At 45.4% G+C, this 23760-nt stretch carries 19 protein-coding genes; all 19 read right to left on the reverse strand.

Annotated elements, in window-relative coordinates; translation table 11 throughout:
* Positions 1–91: 91 nt before the first annotated feature.
* A complete protein-coding gene (locus GGR07_RS00005) occupies positions 92–409 on the reverse strand; it encodes a hypothetical protein (protein ID WP_183200451.1) in 318 nt (105 codons plus the stop codon).
* A gap of 17 nt (positions 410–426) precedes the next feature.
* Positions 427–885, reverse strand: a complete 459-nt coding sequence (locus tag GGR07_RS00010; protein WP_147298137.1) for a hypothetical protein — start codon at positions 883–885, stop codon at positions 427–429.
* A 359-nt stretch (positions 886–1244) separates the two neighbouring features.
* On the reverse strand, positions 1245–2081 hold the full coding sequence (locus GGR07_RS00015) for a class I SAM-dependent methyltransferase (RefSeq protein WP_122056521.1): 837 nt from the start codon (positions 2079–2081) through the stop codon (positions 1245–1247).
* Between the two features lie 53 nt (positions 2082–2134).
* Positions 2135–2971 (reverse strand): DUF4372 domain-containing protein, encoded by an 837-nt coding sequence (locus GGR07_RS00020; protein ID WP_034543547.1) that lies wholly within the window; start codon positions 2969–2971, stop codon positions 2135–2137.
* Between the two features lie 281 nt (positions 2972–3252).
* Complete coding sequence (locus GGR07_RS14125; protein ID WP_338065884.1) at positions 3253–3393, reverse strand: hypothetical protein; 141 nt, start codon at positions 3391–3393, stop codon at positions 3253–3255.
* A gap of 61 nt (positions 3394–3454) precedes the next feature.
* A complete protein-coding gene (locus GGR07_RS14010; RefSeq protein ID WP_316928472.1) occupies positions 3455–3715 on the reverse strand; it encodes a ZIP family transporter in 261 nt (86 codons plus the stop codon).
* A gap of 136 nt (positions 3716–3851) precedes the next feature.
* On the reverse strand, positions 3852–5642 hold the full coding sequence (locus GGR07_RS00030; RefSeq protein ID WP_051990639.1) for an ABC transporter ATP-binding protein: 1791 nt from the start codon (positions 5640–5642) through the stop codon (positions 3852–3854).
* Positions 5643–5649: 7 nt separating this feature from the next.
* Entirely contained in the window at positions 5650–7449 is a 1800-nt protein-coding gene (locus GGR07_RS00035) for an ABC transporter ATP-binding protein (RefSeq protein WP_034543545.1), read from the reverse strand.
* Positions 7450–7457: 8 nt separating this feature from the next.
* Positions 7458–8150, reverse strand: a complete 693-nt coding sequence (locus tag GGR07_RS00040; RefSeq protein WP_034543529.1) for a methyltransferase family protein — start codon at positions 8148–8150, stop codon at positions 7458–7460.
* Complete coding sequence (locus tag GGR07_RS00045; RefSeq protein ID WP_034543527.1) at positions 8147–8824, reverse strand: hypothetical protein; 678 nt, start codon at positions 8822–8824, stop codon at positions 8147–8149. Before GGR07_RS00045 ends, GGR07_RS00040 begins: the two co-directional genes overlap by 4 nt.
* Complete coding sequence (locus GGR07_RS00050) at positions 8821–9618, reverse strand: methyltransferase domain-containing protein (RefSeq protein ID WP_021644135.1); 798 nt, start codon at positions 9616–9618, stop codon at positions 8821–8823. Before GGR07_RS00050 ends, GGR07_RS00045 begins: the two co-directional genes overlap by 4 nt.
* A gap of 4 nt (positions 9619–9622) precedes the next feature.
* Positions 9623–10417, reverse strand: coding sequence for a hypothetical protein (locus GGR07_RS00055; protein WP_034543525.1), 795 nt, complete (start codon positions 10415–10417; stop codon positions 9623–9625).
* Positions 10401–11504, reverse strand: a complete 1104-nt coding sequence (locus tag GGR07_RS00060) for a saccharopine dehydrogenase family protein (RefSeq protein ID WP_034543524.1) — start codon at positions 11502–11504, stop codon at positions 10401–10403. Before GGR07_RS00060 ends, GGR07_RS00055 begins: the two co-directional genes overlap by 17 nt.
* Complete coding sequence (locus GGR07_RS00065) at positions 11491–12591, reverse strand: saccharopine dehydrogenase family protein (RefSeq protein WP_034543523.1); 1101 nt, start codon at positions 12589–12591, stop codon at positions 11491–11493. The genes GGR07_RS00060 and GGR07_RS00065 overlap by 14 nt, the downstream gene beginning before the upstream one ends.
* Positions 12570–13226, reverse strand: coding sequence for a DUF6796 family protein (locus tag GGR07_RS00070; RefSeq protein WP_034543522.1), 657 nt, complete (start codon positions 13224–13226; stop codon positions 12570–12572). Before GGR07_RS00070 ends, GGR07_RS00065 begins: the two co-directional genes overlap by 22 nt.
* Positions 13227–13291: 65 nt before the next feature.
* Entirely contained in the window at positions 13292–14473 is a 1182-nt protein-coding gene (locus GGR07_RS00075) for a YncE family protein (protein WP_034543543.1), read from the reverse strand.
* Positions 14474–14511: 38 nt separating this feature from the next.
* Positions 14512–16941 (reverse strand): TonB-dependent receptor, encoded by a 2430-nt coding sequence (locus GGR07_RS00080; RefSeq protein WP_256680572.1) that lies wholly within the window; start codon positions 16939–16941, stop codon positions 14512–14514.
* The gene (locus GGR07_RS00085) at positions 16917–17492 is read right to left on the reverse strand and encodes a 4'-phosphopantetheinyl transferase family protein (protein ID WP_260167992.1); all 576 of its coding nucleotides are present in this window, start codon (positions 17490–17492) and stop codon (positions 16917–16919) included. The genes GGR07_RS00080 and GGR07_RS00085 overlap by 25 nt, the downstream gene beginning before the upstream one ends.
* A gap of 22 nt (positions 17493–17514) precedes the next feature.
* Entirely contained in the window at positions 17515–23685 is a 6171-nt protein-coding gene (locus GGR07_RS00090) for a non-ribosomal peptide synthetase (protein ID WP_122056522.1), read from the reverse strand.
* Between the last annotated feature and the right edge of the window lie 75 nt (positions 23686–23760).

Genomic DNA, 23760 nt, shown 5'->3' on the forward strand with positions numbered 1-23760 from the left:
CTATTAGTCCCGACTCGGAGGCGAATCTGAACGAATCGTGCCCAGTCGGGACTAATTTTTTGTATTTTGCAATACGTACTTTACCGGAGGCTTACGCTTCTTTTTTACCTTTATACTTATAAGCCAGTTGGGATATTTGAGTACGGAATTGTTGTAGCCCAAGTTTTTCATGCTCACCTTTATATTGAGAAATGAAATGATTATAGATGGAATCTTTATGAAACATCACAAAACTTCCACGAAAATACCTGGTTATATGTCGGGGATGAATCCTGTCCATTTCATCTTTTGACAGATAATCTAGAAGTTCAGGAGGTTGGTAATTCAATGGAGACATTTCACAGAATTCTTCTGAACAATATTCCTCCGGATAATTAGGAGTAATGGCTTCCAATGGTTCTGTTTCCAAAGAAAAATAATTCTATCCTATTTCGTTGTTGATAAACTCAAATGACAATCTTTGGGGCTTGACAACATACACCAAGCCATTGAATGTAATTCTATACAATGCTTTCTCATGAGACAAGTCCGCACTTGTAAGGTCAAGCCAACACCTTCGGCGGCAGCCTGCCGGGCTTGTTCCATGAGACAAGTCCGCACTTGTAAGGTCAAGCCAACCAGCATCAGGGAAAAAGCGTGATTTGGGCTGTTGTATTTCCTCAGTAGTTCCAGCACATTTACAATATCATTAATATTATGCCATTCAGCATGAGTTGGAACCATTGTTGGAAATAATTGTTCCTGTACTTCCTGCCATTGCAAAAGATTTTGACGACTCAAACTATTGTTAATATTAATCCAGTCTGTAATTTGCTGTTTCAATTCCATCGCATTAGGATGGGTGTCTCCATTGTAATCAGTACATTGTGGCAATAGTTTTTCCAAAGGATAGAGATATATGTCATCTGACATGTATTGACGTAGACTAATAACCGAATTAGGTATATATGTCTTTCAAATGATTTCATATCGCTTGTCAATATTATCCAAATAGTTTTTGCCATAGAATAGATATCAGCCTTGTATTTATCAGCATGAACAACATCACGCTCCATCTGGGGGGGGAGATTGTTCACTTCGCTCCGAGTTTTGCACCTACAGGAGTTTTTAATATTTTTTATTAAAAACAAGTCCAAAATCCGACAATACATAATTACTGGAAAAGCCACGCTACTCTTCAGGAACGACATCGTTTATTCCAAACTAGATTTTCTCCTTGTCAAAAAAGATACTGTATTACACTCTTAATCACTAGCAGAAGATTCGATACGATAGCCCAGCATCGAGCTGAATCTATAGCAGACTTTCTTCATCCGTCCTAAAACCTGGCCGAACAGGATCCCCCAGCGGGGACGGAAGAACTTCATGTAGTTAGCCTGTTCGATAAGGGCGAGAGAAGGAACCCACCGCGTAGGTAAATGCCCGTCACTGATGCCACTGCGTATTTCGGCTTTGTGCCCACGCAAGGAATCTGGTTTGAGACCCCGGCGATACATGGTCGTGCCGCAGACATCGAACCACAGCTCCCCTCCGGAAAAACGAGCGGCCACCTCCCGCAAAAAGAGGCGCACTTGCTCTTCGTAGAAATACATCAATACGCCTTCCACCACAAAGATGAAATCGCCGTCAGGATGCCTCTTCTTCAGCTCATCCATCCATCTTGTTTCCAGCAACGAAGCTGCCAGATAATGGTCGTTCACCGGCTCCGGTATAAGCTTACGCCGCAAAACGATGACCTCCGGCAGATCCAATTCATAGAAGACGGTACAGCCATCATCCCCGATGCGTTGCGCCCGTGTATCGAGACCGCACCCTACGTTCACGACAATCGGGCAGTCATGCTCCGCAATGAACCGGCGGACAGCCTTGTCGAAATACCAGCCGCGTATCACGCACCCCACTTCACTCAACCGTGCCTCATCCAGTTTTGAATAATCATATTCAATACTATCTGCCAACTCTTCGGCCATCTCATCCTTCAAGATGGCACTTTCTCCGCGACGGCTTTCCTTTGCCCGCATATAGAGCGGGATCAGCAAGGTTTCCGCCACGACATTATCAAATGCATGTTTCTGTTTCATCTCTTATTTATTTTCTTCATATCACTAGTGTCCACTAAAAATTATTGGACAGGTTAAAAGTTAAAATTATCAAACAAACTAAGTCCATCAAGACCACTTTGATCTTTGACATTATTGAATTTAGATTGACTGAAGAGATCAACCAAATGAGACTTGTCGGTAAGTGAAATGCTAAGGATCTGAAGTACCTCATATATGCTTCTTTCAAGTTGCATGTCGTGCTGAACGACAGCAACAAGACAGTACGATATGATGGCGCAATAGACCTGGATTCGTACTGCATTCTCTGAAGTTCCCCAAAACTTTTTTATCTTCAGATGTTGCTTGAGCCATTTGAAAAATAACTCGACCTGCCATCTGTTTTTATAAAGTAGGGCAACTTGAAGAGCGGTCAAATCAAAAGCATTTGTAAGGAAAACGAATTGACGATTCTGTTCTTCATCCCAATACTCAACCTTACGGATTTTGATCGGATAGTCCTTTGAGGACTTATAAACAGTCAATATCCCTTCTGAGTCGGAAAGGACATTTTTAGGCATTCGTCTTCTCCATTTGATAGGTTTTGTTCTAGCTTGCTCGACCATGTAGTATGCGAAGTCTTCAAAGATATGGTAATCTCTGTTTTCATTAGCTTTCGAAAGATTGCTACGAGTAACGGATTTACCCAATCCAAGATGGTACCACTTCTCTTGATGTGCTTGCAATGCAACTATGAGGTCTCGAAGACCTTCACGATAACAAAGCCGGCCAAACATCATAGCGAGGAGTTGATTCCAACAGGTGAAGGACTTGACGTATTTGTCGCCTTGATACTTGGCAACAATACGATTAAACTTGCTTCTATCCAAGAAGGATGTAGGTTGAGCGAATACATACTTATCTTTAAACATATCATAAGATATGAAAAAAGATTGTGCTCCTCGCCAATTCAAGTCCATTCTCTCGGATTTTCTCTACAATTATCTAAATATCAATGATTTCAAAGAACGCTTAGCGATTTTTAGTGGACACTAATGTCTTCATATATATATTACAACAGCAAAAGGCTGAAAGCCATAACGGCCATTCCCGCAACCACGCCCCCAATGATGATATTTTTCCGTCCCAGGCAATAATTCATCAAACGAGATATACACCATGATCCCGAAAATGAAAGCAAACAGAAGGGTATTCAGCGAAGCAGTTCAGAAAGGGGCAGGAAAAGATAGCCGATCAAAGCCTCTATCGGTTCTGCCATCCCGAATAAAAAAGAATACACGAAAGCCTTCTTCCGACTTCCGGTCGCATGGTAGACAGGGACCGAAACCGCCATCCCTTCCGGAATATTATGAATGGCAATGGCAAAACGATCGGTATGGTGACTTCCCTCTTCTTCAACGCGATGTAAAGGTAGCCAATCCTTCGGGAAAATAATGGATGCCGATGGCGAATGCTATCATGATTCCGCTCCGTTTCAACCCAATACGATAATCACCTCCCGAATCCATGTGCATTTCATGTGGATTCTCATCTTCCGGAACAGATTTGTCTATCAGCGCAATGACACCGATACCTAGGGAAAACGCCGCCGGCATGTAGACTGTGGCTTCCCACTCGATATACAGATCGGACAACAGGACCACGGATTCCGGCATAAGCTCCATGAAAGAGACATAGAGACCATCACGCCTGCCGAAAGTCCCAGTGCACAGGATAGAAAGCGGTTGTTCGTATGTTTCGTCAGAAAAGCGATCAGGCTGCCGGTATCGGTAGAAAGGCCGGTCAGCAAAGTCAATCCGAATGCAATAAGTTAATCGTGCGTTCCCGCCATGCCTCCTCCGTGTTATCAACTTTCCAGCCATACGACTTTTCCTGTATTTCCCACAAGCGGGCATACAGCCCCTTGTTTTCCAATAACAGTTCATGAGTCCCCTGTTCCACGACGTACCCGTTATCCAGAACGATGATATGATCGGCATCGCTTATCGTCCTCAGCTTATGGGCGATGACGATGACGGTCCTGCCCTGTATCAGGGAATTGATGGCGCTTTGGATCTCCACCTCATTTTCCGGGTCGAGAGAGGCGGTCGCCTCATCCAGCAGAATGACCGGTGCATCCTTCAATATGGCGCGCGCAATCGAAATCCTCTGCTTTTCCCCTCCGGACAAAGTACATCCGCCTTCGCCGACCCTCGTATCGTATCCCATGGGCAGCTGCATGATGAAATCATGGCATTGGGCCTTTTTCGCGGCTGCCATGATCTCGGCGTCCGTGGCATTCTCTTTTCCGAAACGGATATTGTTCTTTATCGTATCCTGGAACAGATATACATCCTGAAAGACCATCGAGATGCGTTGCATAAGCTTTTCAGGGTCAACTTCCCGGATATCTCTGTTCCCGAACATGATCGTACCTTCCGAGGGATCATAAAAACGGGCACAAAGCTTCATCAGCGTACTCTTCCCGCTTCCCGAAGGTCCGACAAGGGCTGTCAGGGAGCCTTGGCGCATGGTAATATTGATATTGTGCAGAACCTCTGCCTCATCATATCTGAAGCTCACATCCCGGAAATAAATATCTCCCCGGTCCGGCGCGTCCTTCGTGCCCGGTATTTCCAGTTCATCCAACAAGGTCCGTATGCGTTCGCCGGCAATGGAATAATAACGGAATTCCGCCAGATTGATCAAGGCCAAGGTCAACGGATCAAAGACCCTGGACCCTACAATAAGGAACATCACGAAAACAGACACCGAAAGCGCACCGCCGATCAGGAGGTAAGTGCCGCAGAGGATCATCAGCGTAAGCCCGAACCGGAGAAGGGTTACGGACAACATGACGATCGGCCCGATCAGCGCCTCCGTTTTGATATTCGCGCGCTTGAGCTGGTCGAACGCTTCCCGTAAACGGGCGAACTTCTTCCCCGTCATATTATAGGCCTTGATTACCCGTATGCCCTGCAGGTATTCCTCCATCCTGCTGCCGGAACGTATCTTCGCCGCAATCTGGGTCTGCCCCAGCTTGCGCTGGATATCGGAAGTCAAGAGAAGAACCGAAAAAGAGACCGGAAGCGCGATGAACATAGCCACCGACATACGCCAGTCCACGAACAGCAAACCTAAAAAAGCGAACAACGGCATGACCAACGCCCCAAGCAACCGGGGAAGATGATGAGACATACCTTGTTCGGCCATCGCAAAATCAGTTATCAGCATGGAAGATAGTTCGCCGGAATCTTTCTTGTAGAAAGAACCGAGGGAGAGCCTGCGTAAATGTTCCGCAAGCGCGACACGCCCCTCCGCGCTCATCCGGTATGCTTCCTGGAAGTTGGCATGGTAGGATTTCTTTTCACCCCAAACCATAAGAACAATATACACATACATGATTGCAATCAGCATCCACAGCCTGGAGACCTCCAAAGGCGTCCCCGTCCCGTCGAAGGCACTGAAAAGCGTATTGATCACCTCTATAGAAAGGCAAAAGGGAATTATATTTATAAAATTGGCCAGCATCGTATATCCTACCGGCTTATACAAAAGCCAGGGACGACCTATCGTAATATTTCTTATAGCATCCGTAACCATTTTCATTCTATCTTTTTAGATCCAACTTCCAGGCATGGGCATGAATATAAGCCTCCCACATATTCTTATAGACACCGGGGGCCGCGTGCAATTCATCATGTTTCCCTTTCTGGACCAAATGCCCCTCCTTAAAAACCAGGATCTGGTGGGCCGACGCGATGGAAGAGAGCCGATGAGCGATGATTATAACCGTTTTACCCCTTATCAGTTTCTGCAGGGCCTGTTGTATCTTATACTCATTCTCCGGATCGGCGAAAGCGGTGGCCTCATCCAATACCAGAACAGGAGAATTTCTCAGAATCGCCCGGGCAATGCAGATACGCTGTGCCTCTCCTCCGGAGAGACAAGTGCCATGCTCGCCGATAACCGTCTCATATCCTTCGGGAAGTTTTTGGATAAATTCGTCACACTGGGCCGCCTGGGCCGCCTGCATGACATCCGACAGGCTTGCCTGCTCGTTTCCTGCCGCGATATTCGCATAGATGGTATCATTGAAAAGAAAGATATCCTGGAATACGAACGATACGATCTCGAGCAGCCTGGGCGAAGCAATCTTCCTGATGTCCACACCACCGATCAGAATCTCTCCGGAAGAGACATCCCAAAAACGGGGGATCAGATTGGCGATAGTCGACTTCCCCGAGCCCGACGGTCCGACCAAAGCCGTTATTTCTCCTTGTTTGGCGATGAAAGAAACATTCTTCAAAGCCTCTTTCCGGGTCATGATCTCTTTGTCTTCATAGGCAAAACTGACGTTCCTGAATTCGACATCATACGTTCGAGGTATCTCGGGGACAGCCGGTTCCGGCAATGTCTTTTCCTCAAATATCCGGTCGATCCGCTTGACACCTTCGTTGATTTCCACGGTCCCGGAAGACAAAAAGGCGAGTTTGTATACGGGAGAGGCGACCCCGGGCCCCATCACGATAAAGAAGAGGTAAATGGCGGCCAAAGAAATATTCCCCGGATCGGAACTCAAGATCAGCAATCCGACGGGAAGAATGAATGTAACGATTGAATTCAACAGAATGATGAAGGCGATTATGCCGTTCTGATAATTGTTACAACACTGTAAAGCGAAGGTCTTATAGGCTTCTATTTCCGCATAGAACTGTCGGTAAGAACGCACGCTTTGTCCAAAGATCTTAATGACCGGCATCCCTCTCACATACTGGACGGCCGAAGCGCTCATGCGCTCCTGCACATCGAAATAGGCTTTTGTCAACTCGGCAGCCCTTTTGCCTATGAAATTGGAGAACTGCATGCCAAGACTGAGAAAGATACATGCCAAAGCCGTCAAAGCCATCCATCCGTTCAGCGAAAAGAAGATGATGAACATGAAGATGATCGTTGCAAGGACATTCACGATATCAGGAATGGTATGGGCAATGAAATGTTCGATTTTCTCGACATTCTGCTCCATGATCTTTTTCACGCATCCCACCGATGTTGAATTCAGATACCCCAGAGACAATTGTCCGAGATGGTCCGAAAGACTCATTTTCAATCCGTATAAAATACGGAAAGCCGCGATATGGGAAGACATTAGGCTTGCATACAGGAACAGGACTCCCATGACCAGGCCGGCAAAAGCCAGCCAGCCCCAACGAACCATGAAAACCGAACCGATCGCCGACAGATCGGCAGCATGGATAAGCAATTCCTTCAATATCTCATAGATAGCCCAAAACGGGACAAGCGCGCACAATGCGCTGATAGCGGATAACAGTCCCGAAAAGAACAACAAACTTTTTTTCTCACCTGCAATTTCCAGCAACCTGGATAAGCCTTCCTTCTTCTTCTTCATTACGCATTTCAAACATCCCATTTCGTTAGACAGATATTCATGAAGATCATCGCTAGATAAAGAATGGCGAATAAACCTAATTCCCGATTGAGATAAGCCGGAGTCCTCCTGGCATATTCCATATATTCGTTCTTGAAATGGACATAGACGGAATATTTATTCTCAATATGGACTATCGCGACATTAATGCATATGTAAACCACATATAAGCACAGTGTATAGACGGCGCCAAGCAAAAGGATAAAGCTCAGATGGCAAAACAAATCCCCCATTATCATCGGATTCCTCACTTTCCCGTAAGGACCCTTCGTCATTAAGGCCGCAGGGTGCAGGAAGCGGTCTTTCGTCACCTTCAGATTATAATTCACGACCCTGCTCCCCCAGACCGACATGAAATAGACGATCAACGCGACAAGGACTATCGCGTAAAAGCCGTTTTCCCACAATATGACTTCCGCTTCGAACAATGAAAAGACATTCAACTTAAAACGAGGCTGTTCCAAAAAAGGCATCACGTACCAGAGGAGCGATATGAAAAAACCTGAATAGTACATCCGTGTGTATGGATTACTGCGGGACAAATCCAATGCTTTCGTCATATACTTATGACTCCCGAACCTAAACGCTACATAATAAGGAATCAGCATAAGCATCGAGACGATAGCCAGAAGTATTTGCAGGGCCCAACTTAAACCTATCATATTATATCATTATAAATTAAATAATTAGACACGAACAATGCAAGCATGAACAAGGCGATGCACATCAATTCACGGTCCAGGAGAGCCGGCGTTTTCTTTCTGTAGACCGATAGTTCAGCCTTAAAATAAGGCTCTAAAGAATACTTCACCTGTATCTTTATCATACACATGTCAATGAATATATAGAGCGGAAACAAAGCGCAAGTATAGATCCCTCCGGCCAATAGGACCAAAGAAAAATGCCCTAGCAGATCTCCGATAATCATCGGATGCTGTATCCTCGCGTACAACCCGTCCGTCAACAGCCTGCTGGGCGCATAGAATGCACTTTTGGTCGCTTCTATATTCTGCGAAACGGACTTCTTCCCCCAAATGCAGAAGAAATAGACGAAAAATCCGGCAGAGAGCAGGACATATATGACATTGAAAAGAGTGAATCGCCCGTCCAGCCAATCATACAGGCCATGTATCCTCGGCTGTTCCACAAAGGGAAGGGCATACCAGATAAGCGCGGGATAAACACTCAGGAAGTATAATTTTTCAGGAAGCCGAGATACGGTTTCCATCTTAAACTCATACTTTTTGCGCCCCAACCGGAACGCATAGTAGTAAATAAGCAGTCCGCTAAGCGAAAACAGACTTATTGTTATATGGATGATCAAACTATTATTCATTGTTGTGCCTTGTTATTTCTATCCGTATCCATAATGTCATCACGATCTTCGGCAGTACGCTTGGAAGGCATCTTGACGGCTATGACACCAGCGAAATTATGCCACTTTATAAACGTATCCGCATATTGGAAACCGGCATCGGAAAGAAGTTTCAGGTTTTCCGTCAGGCTCAAGGGGATCAGAACCCCTCTCAGGCTTTGCGACTTCTTGATAACTTGTTGCTCGTTCAATCCGTTCTCCTGCTTGAAATCCCAATACAAGTCGTTCCAGATATCTTCGAACAAAGAGTTCTCCGCCCTTATTTTCTCCACCAATATAAAGGCGCCCCCTTCTACCAATCCGTTATAGATCCGCTGAACCACCTTTTTTCTTTTCCATAAAGGCAAAAACTGTAACGTATAGAGGGATAGGACCAAGTCTACGCTTATAAATTCATTGATATCCTCTATGTTTTGCTGCAAGAACTGGACGCATTCGCTATCGCATTTCTTCCTTGCGATCTCAATCATGGGCAAGCTCTCCTCCACTCCGATCAGTCTCACATTCCTTTTCCTCGCATGCTTCTGCAAGAGGAGAGAGATCGTCTCGCCGGTAGAAGACCCCAGATCATACACGACGCTGTTGTCTCGGATAAACCACTCACTCATCTCAATGACCGCCTTTTGCACTTCCTCGTACAGAGGGACGCTTTTTCTCACATGCGTGTCAAAGTGTTGCGATACCTGTTCATCGAACTTCCACTCTCCGGGAATCGACGTGATCAAATCATCAACCTGCCCTTCCTTATTTTCCATATCATTATCTTCTTTTAAATATATAATAAACTCCGATCACATTCAAGACCTCGGCCAGCGACATATACACGACCCATAGCGGCCTGTACGAATCCCCAGGACTTCCCCATACGAAAAAAACGATGAAATAGAGAAGAGAGAAGACAAGGATCGACTTAGCGAAGTTCATGAAAAAAAGAATCCTGCTGCTTACATAATACAGGATCACGGAGGAAAAAGCCGTGAAACCGCTAACCATTCCGAATGTATATCTGTCATAGGCGGAAACGGAAGCATAAGGTGTTGTGAACATCGCGTCCCAGGCCCATTCCGGGAACAGGATACTGACTATATGCAATAGAAATATCCCGCTCAGTATCCGGAACAAAGGGGTCAGGACAGGCAACTTCCGTTTTTCAGGCATCATGCCGTCGATCCCGGAGTTCAAGTAGAACATGCAGCTGCCGATGACAAGCCAAACCACGGGTTCGTAGTCGGATGAGACATGCTCGATACCTGTCCGCAGCTTCAGTAAATGCATATAAAACCCCATAAATGCAACTAAGAAAGAGCAGAACCGAATGAGGCTCTTATATTTCTCCACCTTTCTCAAGAACAGAAAATAGATACAGAAAAAACCGAAGAATAAGCATTCCGCCCGAAACAGGACGAGTGTCATTGCAGACGGCGCATCATGGATCCCCATGTAGGTATGAATGACATCCCACGGAAAGAATATCCATGGAAAGCCGGTAAAACATGCTATCACGCACAGCCACAGCATGCAGACAAGTATTTTCCGTTTATTTCTTTTGCTCATAACACCTATATTTTATTCCATACGCATTCAGATCCGACATAAAAGATCGGCAATCCACTGCATCACAAAGACAATTCAATCCGCTTTTCACTTTGCCCTCCAGGATATACCGGGTCGCGAGGACAGCCGGCAAGGCCGTCCATAACAGATTGGAATGCGTGTACAAATAGTAGTATCGATCCGCATCCCTTCCAGCCTCGGAAACCCGGCAGACAACGCTTCCCCATTTATTCTCCTTTTTGACAAGGCGACGATAATCTTTTTGCAACATGCGTATAGCCCAGTCCAACCGATTCCGGTAGAAGAGTTTCAATGACATGAATTTCCCCATCGAAACATAGTCATTGATCATGACAAAGGCCGACAGGCTCCTAATTTGCTTCAACGAGAGGGCCAGTCGGCCCAATTCCGTACCAAACAGCGGCATGCAGATCTTTTTATGCCCGATGAAAGGGAAGAGGACCGTATGGGTATGCCGGAAAGGAGAAACGGCTTTTCTCTCTCCATAAGAATAGGCATAGGAACGTACCTCCCCCGTCGAAGACGCGACAAGATCATAGGTCGAAGCGTATGACCAGTTGTCGACTGCCCCGTAATAGATCGTAAACTCTGTCTTTTCTGGATTGTCCATATGAGTTTCTATCACAGCTTTAGAAAATACGCCGGAAATACCGGGCATCCAGCCCGCTCCCGTAACAAAACAAAGATTCCGGCTTTCTATCTTTTCCTGGTAAGACTCCAAGAGTTCGGGCAAGAGGTCATATCCTCCGATATCCATGTAGTGACAATGGTTCTTCAGCGCCTCCAGGGCTATCTTGTCACGGATCTCAAACGAAGGACCGGCCGCATTGATGACCAGCAGACAGCGTGAACAGAAATCTGCCAGTTCCGCATCATTCCGATAGTCTACCCGGCAATATTCAAATCGTTCGTTATTCCCGGATCTGTCGACAGGTATCTCTTCCTGAACTTTCCGGCTGCCGATCAAGAGGGGCGGACAAGCCTTCAACCGAGCCAACTGCTCCACGATGACGGCACCGATTGTTCCCGTTCCACCTATTATTCCGATATGTCTAGAATTCGTCATAGCCCGATTTCCTTATGGATACGTGTATATCGTTGTCTTCGAGCGTTTCATTCAGCAGAGGTAGATCGACATTCATCTCTTCAAATGAAAACACACCCGGAGCGACTGGAATCCGTCCCTTTATTATCAGAAGGACAATCGTGGCGCAGAAGGCTCCCGTCAGCCGGAAGGAAGAATCCGAATGCAAAGAACATTTCACCGTCGCGGTTTGGTTCTTGACGGAAACATAGGCTATCACCGCCTTTTCATTCCTTGCATTTTTATCCAACCGGTTCTGCTGCTTATTCACCATTTTACAAATCAGCCTTCTGATCAGGGAGCTCTTTCTCAGCAACGGGACTATACCCATCGGAAGATGTTGCAGATGGAAAGCGCAATCAAAATTCCGCAACGCCCTCAAACGATCGGCTCGCCGTATCGTCTTCACCTCCGGGCTGGAAAAATAGATCAAGGGCAGATGAGTATGAAAGCTGTCAAAAGAAAAGGTCCTGTTCCACGGGTATTTACGCGGGTTCATCTTTTTGACATTCCCTGCAGAAATTACCCTTATATCCTCCTTAAACCCCTCAAACATATTCATAATCGAAGCCATTCCCGAAGCCACACCCGCTCCGAAATAGATACGCGAGCAGGCATCCGAAGCAGGTTTCTTCAAATATTCCGCCGCATACTCCAGCATGAAGGTCGTCAATCCGGGACATAATCCCATTCCGGTGAAAATCGTTCCACGGAAATCGGTGGCATTTCTGTTTCTCAAATCCAGTAGGCATTCAGCATGCTTATAGTCATCATTGATATCTATACAAACGACATGATTCCTCAAACAAACCCTATAGACTTCCATTCCTACGGAAGAAAAAGGACCAAGAGCCAATATGACGACATCGAATTGACAGATGACGGCATTCAATGCCTCCGTATCGTGTATATCCATCTTTATGAATCCGACTCTTTTATCTGGTATCTCATGAATGCCCCTCGAGGAAACAAACAGTTCGCAACCCTCATAATCACACAATAAATAATCGACAATGAATCGTCCGGCAACCCCTGTACCGCCAACGACTAAAACTTTCTTTCTACACATAAATTTCTCTCTTTCTTCAGACTCATCCAGCAGATGGCATAATAGGAAGTGACCCCCAAGCTGAAAATCCCGGGCTGAAGGCATTCCGCACGCGGGTCAATCCAGACCATAACAGACGAAATAAGAGTCAACATAACCGGATTCATCACAATGGACCAACGGGGTACCACGGCCTTAGCCGAAAAATTGCTAAATCCGACGACCAGCCAACTGACCGGAAGCAAAATAAACATAAAAGGATAGAAGGGCAGATTGGACGCAACCAATACTTGCCAATCCATACCGGCCACATCCATCGTTCCAGACATGCCTATCCGATAGATTATGGCATAACTATAATGGAAAAAAGCCAACATCAACAAAGAATATACGATAGAAGCCGAACAGAGAAGTGCCACCCGCCTATTGACTCTGCACATTGTCTTGTACACGAAGTACACGCCGGTGATCCAGAAAGGAAACAGGAAAACACATCCATACGACGACAAGTTCAAAACCATACTGTCCAACGATAATAATTTCGAAACGAAATAGGTCGTCTCTACGGTGGTCATTTGCACCCAATAGTCACAAACGATCACAAATACCCCGCCTATTACGCTTTGAATGAAAATCAGATCTTCATATTTTTTCATCTCGATGGTTTGCAAAAAGAGAGGTGCCGACCGATAGGACAGAGGCCGGCACACTTCTCTGTCGTTTATTTCAAGTTACTGATCATATAAGGCGCTCCGACGGTCTTGATCTTCATATTCTCATAACTTCCGTTCTTCATATGATAGATATAGTATCCCGTGCCTAACGTCGAAGCCATACCCCAGACAATAGCATCTCCAGCCTTGCAGACAGAGGTAGCCCATCCCGTTGTACCGTCAAAATCCAGTTTCTTCAACGTTTCGCCATAGAGATCGATTTCAAAGGCTTGCATAGATTTATCATTGACATAGTCGGGCGGATTGCTCATCGCTCCCGGAATGTTCAGATAGGCGTACACTTTTCCGTTTCCTGCGTACACTTTGTTGTAAACGTAAGACGCCTTACTGCCCTTCACACCGGGAATATCCTTGTCTGAGACGGGAAAATAATACGACTTATCAAATTCCTGCTCATTCTTCTTAATACGCAGGAAACCTTCCTTCAGGTTCGGGACATAGCCGAACATGGCTACGCTATAAAAATAAATATCCCCTTTTTCATCGATAAACGGATCGCCGGCAGGAGTCATTGACGACACCATGGTAGCCCTATCATCGCTAATCATCTTGATGGGCTTGTCTGTCTTTGTATCGATAAGCACAATGTGCGAACCCGCATTGGGGTTGAATTGGGACCTCAATTGCGTTAGCGATACATACAGAATGCCGTCTCTGATGATGGAACTAGCGGGTTCGGGGTTGTTGTCTCCGCTCTCCTTGCCGATCGCGAACTCTGACAAATCGATCTCGCCCGTCTTCTTCATTGTCGACGGATCTATAATCCATAGTTTGCCCAGACCGAGACAAGACACATACGCCTTGGTATCCGAGACGAAAGAGATGAAGACCGCCTTCGCACCGGCGGGGAATATCAAGGTCTGTCCCTCCTGGACAAGATTGCCTCTGTTTACCGCATACTTATAGAAATATTCCGTATCCGTCACATATACCTTATCTTTATGGACATAGGTAAACGCACCTTTCGCAAGAATCTGCGCTTTATCCGTATCCACTTCACCGACATTCAAGTCTTTAAACAGACTGATATAGGTGTTGTCTCCGACATTGACACTGTGAACAAACCCTGCATCTTCTTCACTTGATGAAGGAGTAGGATCATCTTTCTCACATGAAATGCAGAAAGAAGAAAGCAACAGAATCGTTGCAAATAATGAATTCTTTTTCATTCTCATACTATTCAAAAATTAGGTTATTAATAATAAGATTACAAACTCATTGCCCCGCCGGAAGTCTTGTCACGGAACAGATTGAACCTCAACTTCACCTTGAATGTCCGTCCCTGCAAAGGCTTCTTGAACTCCATATAGTTCTCCTTGTTGAAGAGATTTTCGATCTCGCATCCCAGCGAGACATTGTTATGCCAGAAAGACTGCTGCAATCCCACCGTAAAAAGATGGCTGCTCGGAATGATCCATTTCTTGCGCTGCTCCGGCAAAGAACTCATTTGCCAGCCCCAGTCGAACGCCCCGACATAGGAGGCATCTACGTATATTCTCGACAGTTCATGCTTGCCCAATATCCCTTCGGCATGATATTCCGCTCCATAATTGAAGTAGAAATCAGGGATATTCGGAACCTTCTTCCTATACGTGGGGTTTTCCAGCGTCCTATCGGCGGACGTCCATTTCAACCGGTCTCTTATATCCTGAAGCGTCATATTGAAATAAGCATAGATGTCGGGGGTGAGATCGACCTTTAGATCCACATCGAATCCCATGATGCTTGTCTTTCCCAAATTAGTGTAGATAGCCTGAAGATCTGCCGGGAAAAGCCGGATCATATCCGTTATATACATATAATACAGATTTGATTCCAGCTGTACACGCGACAAGCCCATTATATGCTGCTTGTCTACGACAAGCCCGACATTCAGATTGTCTCCTCTCTCCGGGCGCAAACTGACCGAAGGTTTTATGCTTATCCCGTTGCCGAACAGTTCACCCGCATCCGGAATCCGAACATTATGCGAAAATGAGACCTTGCCCCTTATCCCCTTAAAAAACTCGTAGCTGATGCCTTCGCTGAAACCATAATAAAACTTGCTGATGCTCGTCACCTTCGGCTCGATCTTGCCCCCCGAACCATCTTCCGTCAGCTTATCGCTTGTTCGGTAAATCCGGGAATTTAAACAATACAGACTCAGCATCAAGGAGTTCTGCAACCGATTGTGCATCTCCATATATACATGGGATAATCCCAACGTATTACCGATCATTTTACTGGGAAAAGCGCTCGGATCAAACCCCAAATAGCTCTTCATATAATCATCTTTCGGCCTGTAATTGGAATAGGCGAACTGATTATTCGCATTGAAAGTATGTTTTCCCCGCTCATATTTCAAGTTGATCTTATCTCTCAGTTCGAACTGCTTGTCCTGTGAGTTGTTGAACAGGTTTTCTTCCGTCTCTCCCATCGACGGCGTAATACTGCCATCCCATTGCTTTCTGGACCGGACCGTATCCACAAAATAAGTCTGTATAATCGGTACGACAAGGGCCGATTTCAATTCCAGCCCTTGCAACAGGAAGTTTTTCTTTTCCATCACAAGAGTCGGCATCGTATTGGTCCCGTACGTATAAGCATGCCGGGAGTCAAAATTCAAGGACTGGATGCCTTTCTTGTTGTTGTACAGGGCGCATTCGAACTCCAATTTGTCGAAATACAACTTAGTGAATGCGATACCGGCATGATAGAATGTCGATCTGTAATAATCATTGTTTCTCTTTACCTTCCGGTATTCGGACGGAGGAAGATTGGTCTCGAAGACAGGCCACGTCATCGTATAGTCATTATCAGACTTATTGTTGAATAAAGCGAGGCTGACCTGTATTCCCGGCTTGGTAAATAATTTTTTCGTACTGACAAGCGTCTTCGAAGTTCCGAAGGAAGCAAATTCCTGCGTAAAACCGATAAGGTCGCAATCGTCTTCCCTTGTCACGACATTGATGGCTCCTCCCAATCCGTCTCCTCCGTATTCGGCCGGCACGATACCCTTGTACACCTCAATATATTTGATCACATCGATCGGTATGTCATTAATATCGAACGAGCCGTCCGGACTATTGAGCGGGAAGCCGTCGATATAGACCGCGACCCGTTTCCCTTCCAAACCGTGTACCGACATACGCGAGGCACTGCCCAGTCCTCCCGATTTCCGAACTTTAAGCCCGGAAGTACGACTGAGTATTTCTTCGATCCCGCTCGAACGGCCTCTCAACTTCGCTCCGTCGACAACCGTCACGGCCATCGGACTTTTACGGATCTGGTTGATCTCTGCCTGCTGTACGGAGGCTTTCACCAGAACCTCGTTCAGTACTTTTGAACTCTCTTCCAGCAGAAAGTTCTTCATCGTACTCCCATCGACCGGAACGGATTGTTTTATCGTCTTATATCCGATGAATGAGACCTCCACAAGATATGTCCCGCTTTGGGACAGCTTGATTTTATAAAGTCCTTTTTCATCCGTATTGTCTCCTGTCTGGCTTTCCCGTATATATACGGAAGCACCAGCAACCGGCTCATTCGTCTTCTTGTCGATGACGCGACCGGACAAAAAGGTTTGTGCCCAGGACAACATCGGGACACAACAGATTCCCATAATGGTCAAAATCAGCTTTCCTTTTCTATACAACATACGTTTATTACAAATTTACCTTTGTTAAACATATACATCTTAATCATATCAGACCTCTCTGACACCTGGATCGTGTCGATATCCATCCAATCATACGCAGCATGAGCTACCACATAATAAGCCTTCCATACAGCCTCCTTACGCGAAAATATATCAACGGGAGAAAATGTTTTTCGTTTGATATGCCGTATCTCTTCCGGCGTACAGAATAAGGCATATTCCTTTTCGGTCAATGCGATTGTCCGATCCTCGATATCGATTCCAATCCCCTTATATTTCTTCTTCCTCCCGACAGCAGCCACCGCGACCGTATCCTTATGGGAAATAGAGCCGACCATGTCCCCTGCCCATATAGGTTCTCCCTTTTCCCCCTTCAATACAGGAAAAGCTTTCTCTTTCAAGGCCAACAAAGCAGAATGTGCGGCACAACGTCCCAAAATGAACGTTTTCAGGCGTACTTCCGACCAGGAATCTCTGACAAGAGTTCTTTCCTCTTGAAAAAGGAATCCGCCTGTGGCAAAAGGCGTGCCTTCGACCATTTCCACGGCCATGTCTGGGAGTCGGAATAAAGAGCTATAATACATGCGACTCAATATATTTCATGACCAATGCTGCCAGTTCCACGTGATATCTGGTAATGAGCACATGCCCTCCCGGCAATTCATGGAAAGAGACCTTTTGGAAATACTCCTTCCATAAGGGTTGATTATCCCGAATCGTCGGTTCATCCTCCCTTCCCACAATGGAACACAAAGGCGTCTTCAATTTGAAATCAAGAAATTCGTAATGGACCATCGCGACCGTATTCATTCTCAACTCATGCAGATACTCATGTTTTTCTTCTTCTGACAAGGTGGCGATCAACTCCTCATTCAGCAGGTCTTTTGCACGCGAATAATCCAGAAGAGCCGTATCGTCATTCGAGAAGAATTGCATCAAATCGTCACGCAGGGTAGGAGGAGTTCCTCCTATCATGATAATGCCGCGTACCGGAATATTCTCCTGCTCGAACCGCTTGCAAAGATCATAGGCGATATAACAGCTATACGAATATCCCATGATAAACAACGGTATTTCCCGATCGGTTCCCTTCAGCTCCTCGGCTAACAAGGCCCCAACTTCTTCCACAGAAGACTTTATCTCGCGTCCGTCCCCGTGCCCCGGATATTGTACCGTGTACAGATCGATTCCGCCGGTAAAATCTCCGGCAAACGTAGTGTACATACCGGGAGTGCCCGCAGCGTAAGGCAAGCAAACGAGCTTGGCACGCGGAGAAGCATTTTTTCTCATGCAAATGATGTTCTCTGCTTTGACAGGCTCAACTTTCTGTTCAAGCAGTTCGGCAATCGTAGGTTTATCAAACAGATCCTTCAGCTTTATGTCGGTCATGCCAGCCTCCTTCAACTCCTTGATCAGTCGTACGGACCGGATGGAGTCACCTCCTATCTCCCAGAAATTATCGGACACGCCTACTTCCGGCAATCCCAATACTTTTTCCCATATTTGGGCAATCCATCTTTCTTTTTCATTTCTCGGACTTACGATATCCCTCTTGACCAGATTCTGCTTTTGATTGGCAATATCCGGCAGTTGCTTTTTATCAGTCTTGCCATTGGCGGAAATAGGGATCTGTTCTATTTTCGCCATGGCTGAAGGCAGCATATAATGGGGTATCTTCATTTGCAGGACGGACATTATATCCTGATAGTCCAAGTCACGGTTGTTCGCTGTCACATAGAAGGCAACGACCACAGGCTGCTTGTTCGCATCATATTGAATCTCGGCGCAGGCTTCTGTGACACCGGGAACCTTCAGCAAGGCATTCTCTATTTCGCCCAATTCGATTCTGTATCCTCTGACATTCACCTGAAAATCCTTGCGTCCCACGAAAACGATATCACCGGTCAACGTCATTTTCACGACATCTCCGGTATTATAAACAATGCCCTCATGCGTGATCGGATTGGTTATGAATACGGATTTCGTTTTCTCTTCCTTATTCAAATAGCCGCATGCCACACCGGCGCCTCCGATATAAAGAATACCGGGCACTTCGGGCAGCGCATATTCCAGATTGTCATTTAAGATATAGACCTGCGTATTATAAATGGGTTTCCCGATCGGAACGACATTCAAATGGCATTTGCCGTCATCCCCGATCGGAATGGGATAGAAAGTGGAAGCTACCGTTGTTTCCGTAGGTCCATATTCATTGATAAATGTGTGCAGCGGATAGCTTTCCAGCCATCTGTTTATATCGGAGACATTGATGATCTCCGCGCCTAACATGACAGTCATCCTGGGCGATAGGTCCACCGGTTTATCCAAAAAACCTAACGTATTCACCAACATGGAGAAGTGGGAAGGAGTCACATTCAGGAAATTAATCCTCTTCTCATCGATGAAATGCAGGAGAGTCTCTATATCCTTCGTCTCATGGTCCGAAAGAATATGCAAGGAAGCTCCCGTAACGAAAGGCAACCAGCTGGAAGTTACAGTCATATCAAAGGAATAGGACGTTATCAAGGCAAAACGGTTTTCACAATTCACATGAAACGCCTCTTTTTCATAATGCAGGAAATTGGAGACATTTCTATGCCTAAGCATCGTTCCCTTGGGTTGCCCTGTCGATCCGGAAGTATAGATCATATAAATCAAATCATCCGCAGTATTGCAAAGCTCGATATCTTCTGCAGGCTGCCGCCCGATCTCTTCCGCAGTATGCCGCTGATAGGTATCCGGCAGAGAGACAGTATCCTCCTCAAGCAACACGCAATGCTTAATATTCGGGGCGCAGGAGCGGTTGATATTCTCGGCATGCACTCCTTGGGTTATTAAAACTTCCGCTCCGCAATCATGTATCATGTACTGTATCCGGTCCGAAGGATAAGACGGGTCGATAGGCACATATGCGCCTCCTGCAAGAAGGATCCCAAGCTGTACGATCGGCAGGTCGAGGGTTCTGTTCAGCAACAGGACGACCTTGGAGCTCCTCACGACGCCCAGCGTACGCAAGAAATGCGCCATCTGATTGGCTCTCTTCCAATATTCCGCATAGGTCAAGGAGACATCTCGATAAGAAATCGCCTCCCTGTCCGGATAGGATTTCACGATGCTGCCGATCTGGTTATATATCGTTTCAACAGGGTACGTATGTTCCGTCTTATTGACCTGCTCCAGCAATCTCATATAAGAAAACGGAAGTATGTTCGAACAGGAACGTTCTTCGATCTTTTTAGCATCCGCATCATCGACCAGCTGACGAAGCATGGACGTGAACTGTTCGGAAAGCTGCCGGATAAACTGTATGTCAAACAGCTCTCGGACATAATTCCAGTCGAAGCACCATTTATCCTCCCATGTGTACATGACAAGATCGATATAAGTGCCGGGGGCACCGGTCTGTACCTTAGGTGCACCGATTGTCAAGTATTTGGAGGCACGGCTGACACCTTTCGGAAGCATGTTGATGGAATTGCTGAAAATAATAGCGCTCAAGGAACTCTGCTTGAGTCCTTCCTGCTCCGCTATCCTCCTTGACAATTCGATGGAAGAAATCGGATATTCCAGCATAGCCCGTACAAACCGCTCGATCTTGCGTGCAATGGAGACGATCGCTTCTTGCGGAGACGTTTGAATACGAACGGGGAAAATATCGAGAAAACTCCCTAATACATTTCGGGCATTGGGTAAATGCTGCTCCCGGTTGAATACAGGCATGTTAATGATAAGATCGTTCTGCCCGGACCATAGATTCATCAGCTTGAAATAACATGCCATCAGTAGGGAATTGAGGCATACGCCCTGAACATGAGAACTGACTTCGAACACCTTGTTCATCAACGCAGGATCCAACTCTGTATGCAAGGTGTGGAAATGCACTTTCCCGATCAGCGAAGGCTGACACTTCATGGGAATCGTTATTTTCTCAGGCAGATGCTTGAACACCTTCAACGCGAAATCCATGGCGTTCCGATACCGTTTCGTCTGTCTTCTGAACCGCTCCACAAAAACATAATCGGAAAAGAGCAATCCGCTTTCCTTTTCGATCGTGATCACTTCTCCTGCGGCAAGCTGATCATAGGTCGTTGTCAACTCCTGCAGAAACCGGAAAAAACTAAAGCCATCAATGATCTGATGATCGATATGTATGATCAATTCGTGTTCGTTTTCTCCCGTTTTATACACATTGCAATAAAACAAAGGATACTTCTTGAGATCGAACCTATAGTCATGATCTTCCTGATCTTTCCGTAAAAAGAAAGCCTCCTGCTGCTCCTTGCTCATAGAAGTCAGATCTTCATAAGAACTCTTGAATGACGGATAATGAGAAAGGGTTATCATTTCCGGCTTATCCGACTCTTCGGAAAGAATTGAATGCAGTAAGGGGTGACAGCGGATCACATGGTTCAAAGTCTTTTCCCAATATATCGGATCAAAATATCCCTTCAATTGCGTTCGACAGATGATATAACAACTCAATCCGGTCGGTTCATTACGGATAAAACTTTTACTGTGGTAGAACAAGGTCTCCTGAAAATCCATCAACGGGAAAGAATCCCCTTCCGGGATTTGGTACCGTTCTTTTATGACCCGGGCTATGTCGCGTACACACGTCTTATCCTTTATATCCTCCCATGTTATCCGATTAAAAATATCTGTCAAACGTTTCATCATCTGATATACAATGGCAAAGGAAGCCGATTTGGCAACGAGATTCTCCGTATATTGTATTTCGGAAAAAGGAATCCCCAACTCTTCACCGACAAACTCACGGACGAGCAATTCAAATTCATTGACAGGAGATTCGATCTCTTTCGAGAAATAATCCTCCAGATATTGAACCTGGGAAGCGAATGAAGGATACTTGTAGAAAAAACTATTCTCCAATTTGATGCCCAATTGCTCTTCTAATGTAGAAACAGCCATCATGCTCCGTATCGAATCTCCGCCCAGTGAGAAAAAATGATCCGACGGACCGATCGTGTCCACTTTCAGGACATCAGACCATACATTTTCGATAATCTCAGCGTAATCCATATCATTGCTTACTTTATTTAAATTCACGATCGATTTGTCATACTTCCCTTGTTCGAAGCACTGTGCCATAAACCTGCGCTTTATTTTAGAACTTGAAGTTCTGAGTATCTCGCCTTTTTTAATCTTTATCGAATATTCCGGAGCAAATCCCACCTTGTCAGCCAAAAACGCATTGCACGCATGGACCAACCGCTTGAGTTGCTCTTCCGGCATATTCTTTGACAGGACAAAGAAATGGAGTACGATCTCCCGGCCTTTTTCCGTGGAATAGAAAGAAGTAAACACGGATTTTTCGATCAAGAGACCGAATTTCTCCAGAACGCAGTTTTCCAAATCGAAAGGATGGAAGTTTTGTCCATTCACAATGATTATCTCCTTTTTACGACCGACCAGATAGAGAATCCCGTTATCATCAAAGAAACCCAAATCGCCGGTACTCAGCCAACCGTCCTCCAAGACTTCTTTCGTGCCCCGTTCGTTATTGTAATAGCCGGACATGACGCTGGCTCCTTTCACCAGAATCTCTCCTAACTCCATGTTTCCCTGTGATATGCCATTCTTCACGATACGTACCTGCACGCCCGGTAAAGCCTTGCCGGCGCTGATAAACTCACAAAAGTTCCGGTCTCCGTCAGTCGGCTGGATAATCCCGTCATAAAACAACTCCCTGTCGATCCGGATCGTCTTATTGCCTTCACCGGGCAGACAGGAGGTAACGATCAGCGTAGCTTCGGCTATTCCATATCCGGGGCGAAACGCTCTCCGGTCGAATCCCAAATCGAAAAGAGGAGACAAGCGCCCGTATAAATCAGAAGGGATCATCTCCGCTCCGATGGAAAGAGTTTTCACACGAGAAAAATCGAGTCTCTTTACTTCGTCAGACGATCTCTTCAACTTCTGAATCAGAAGCTCCAATCCGGAAGGAGTCGTTCCGCCACAGATGCTAACCTTATATGATGAGATTTTTTTCAAGAAAATCAAAGGATCTCGTAAAAAGGAGTAAGGTTCTATTTTTATTTCCGTAATTTGATTATACAGACAAAGCAGGTGGTTGCCGAAAAGGCCATAATCATGAAAATAGGGCATCCAATGAATCAGAATATCATCCGCCGTTATTCCGTCCGCAAGGGTTTTCAACTTCAGATTAGCCAAAATATTATTAAAATTTAGCATAACCCCTTTCGGAGAGCCTGTACTTCCTGACGAAAATTGAATCACACATAAATCGGAAGTATTCATTTCCAATCTATGCAATGAAAAATCTTCTAACAAATCAGATTGTCGCATTATATCTTCAAAATATATCACTCTGTGAGTCGTTAATTTATAGGACTCATACAAATTGATATCACTCGTTATAAGAGTCATTTCACCAACTATTTCAATCGTATTATTCAACCGTTCAAAGGCAATCGTTTTTTTATTGCTAAACTGAACGGAAGGCATTAAAATCGGCACACACCCAGCTATGATACTCCCCCAAAACAATAAAATAAAATCTTCCGATCTTTCAACGGATACAACAATCTTACTACCGGGTTCTATCTGATAAACAGATTGTAACACAAAAGCTATCTTTTTAGATCTATCTCTCAGCTCCGAATAACTTATGAAAATATCGCTTTGACTATTATTGACGATAACAATACCCTTCTGGGGCACATCAGATGCTGCTTTTTCCAATAAATTATATAGCATTTTCATTCACTTTTTATTTTTATTTTGCAAAGTTGACAAGTTTTTTCAGACTCATCAATACCCATAATTGGGTATTTTATC

Source organism: Bacteroides pyogenes (genome assembly GCF_014196225.1).
GTDB lineage: Bacteria > Bacteroidota > Bacteroidia > Bacteroidales > Bacteroidaceae > Bacteroides > Bacteroides pyogenes_A.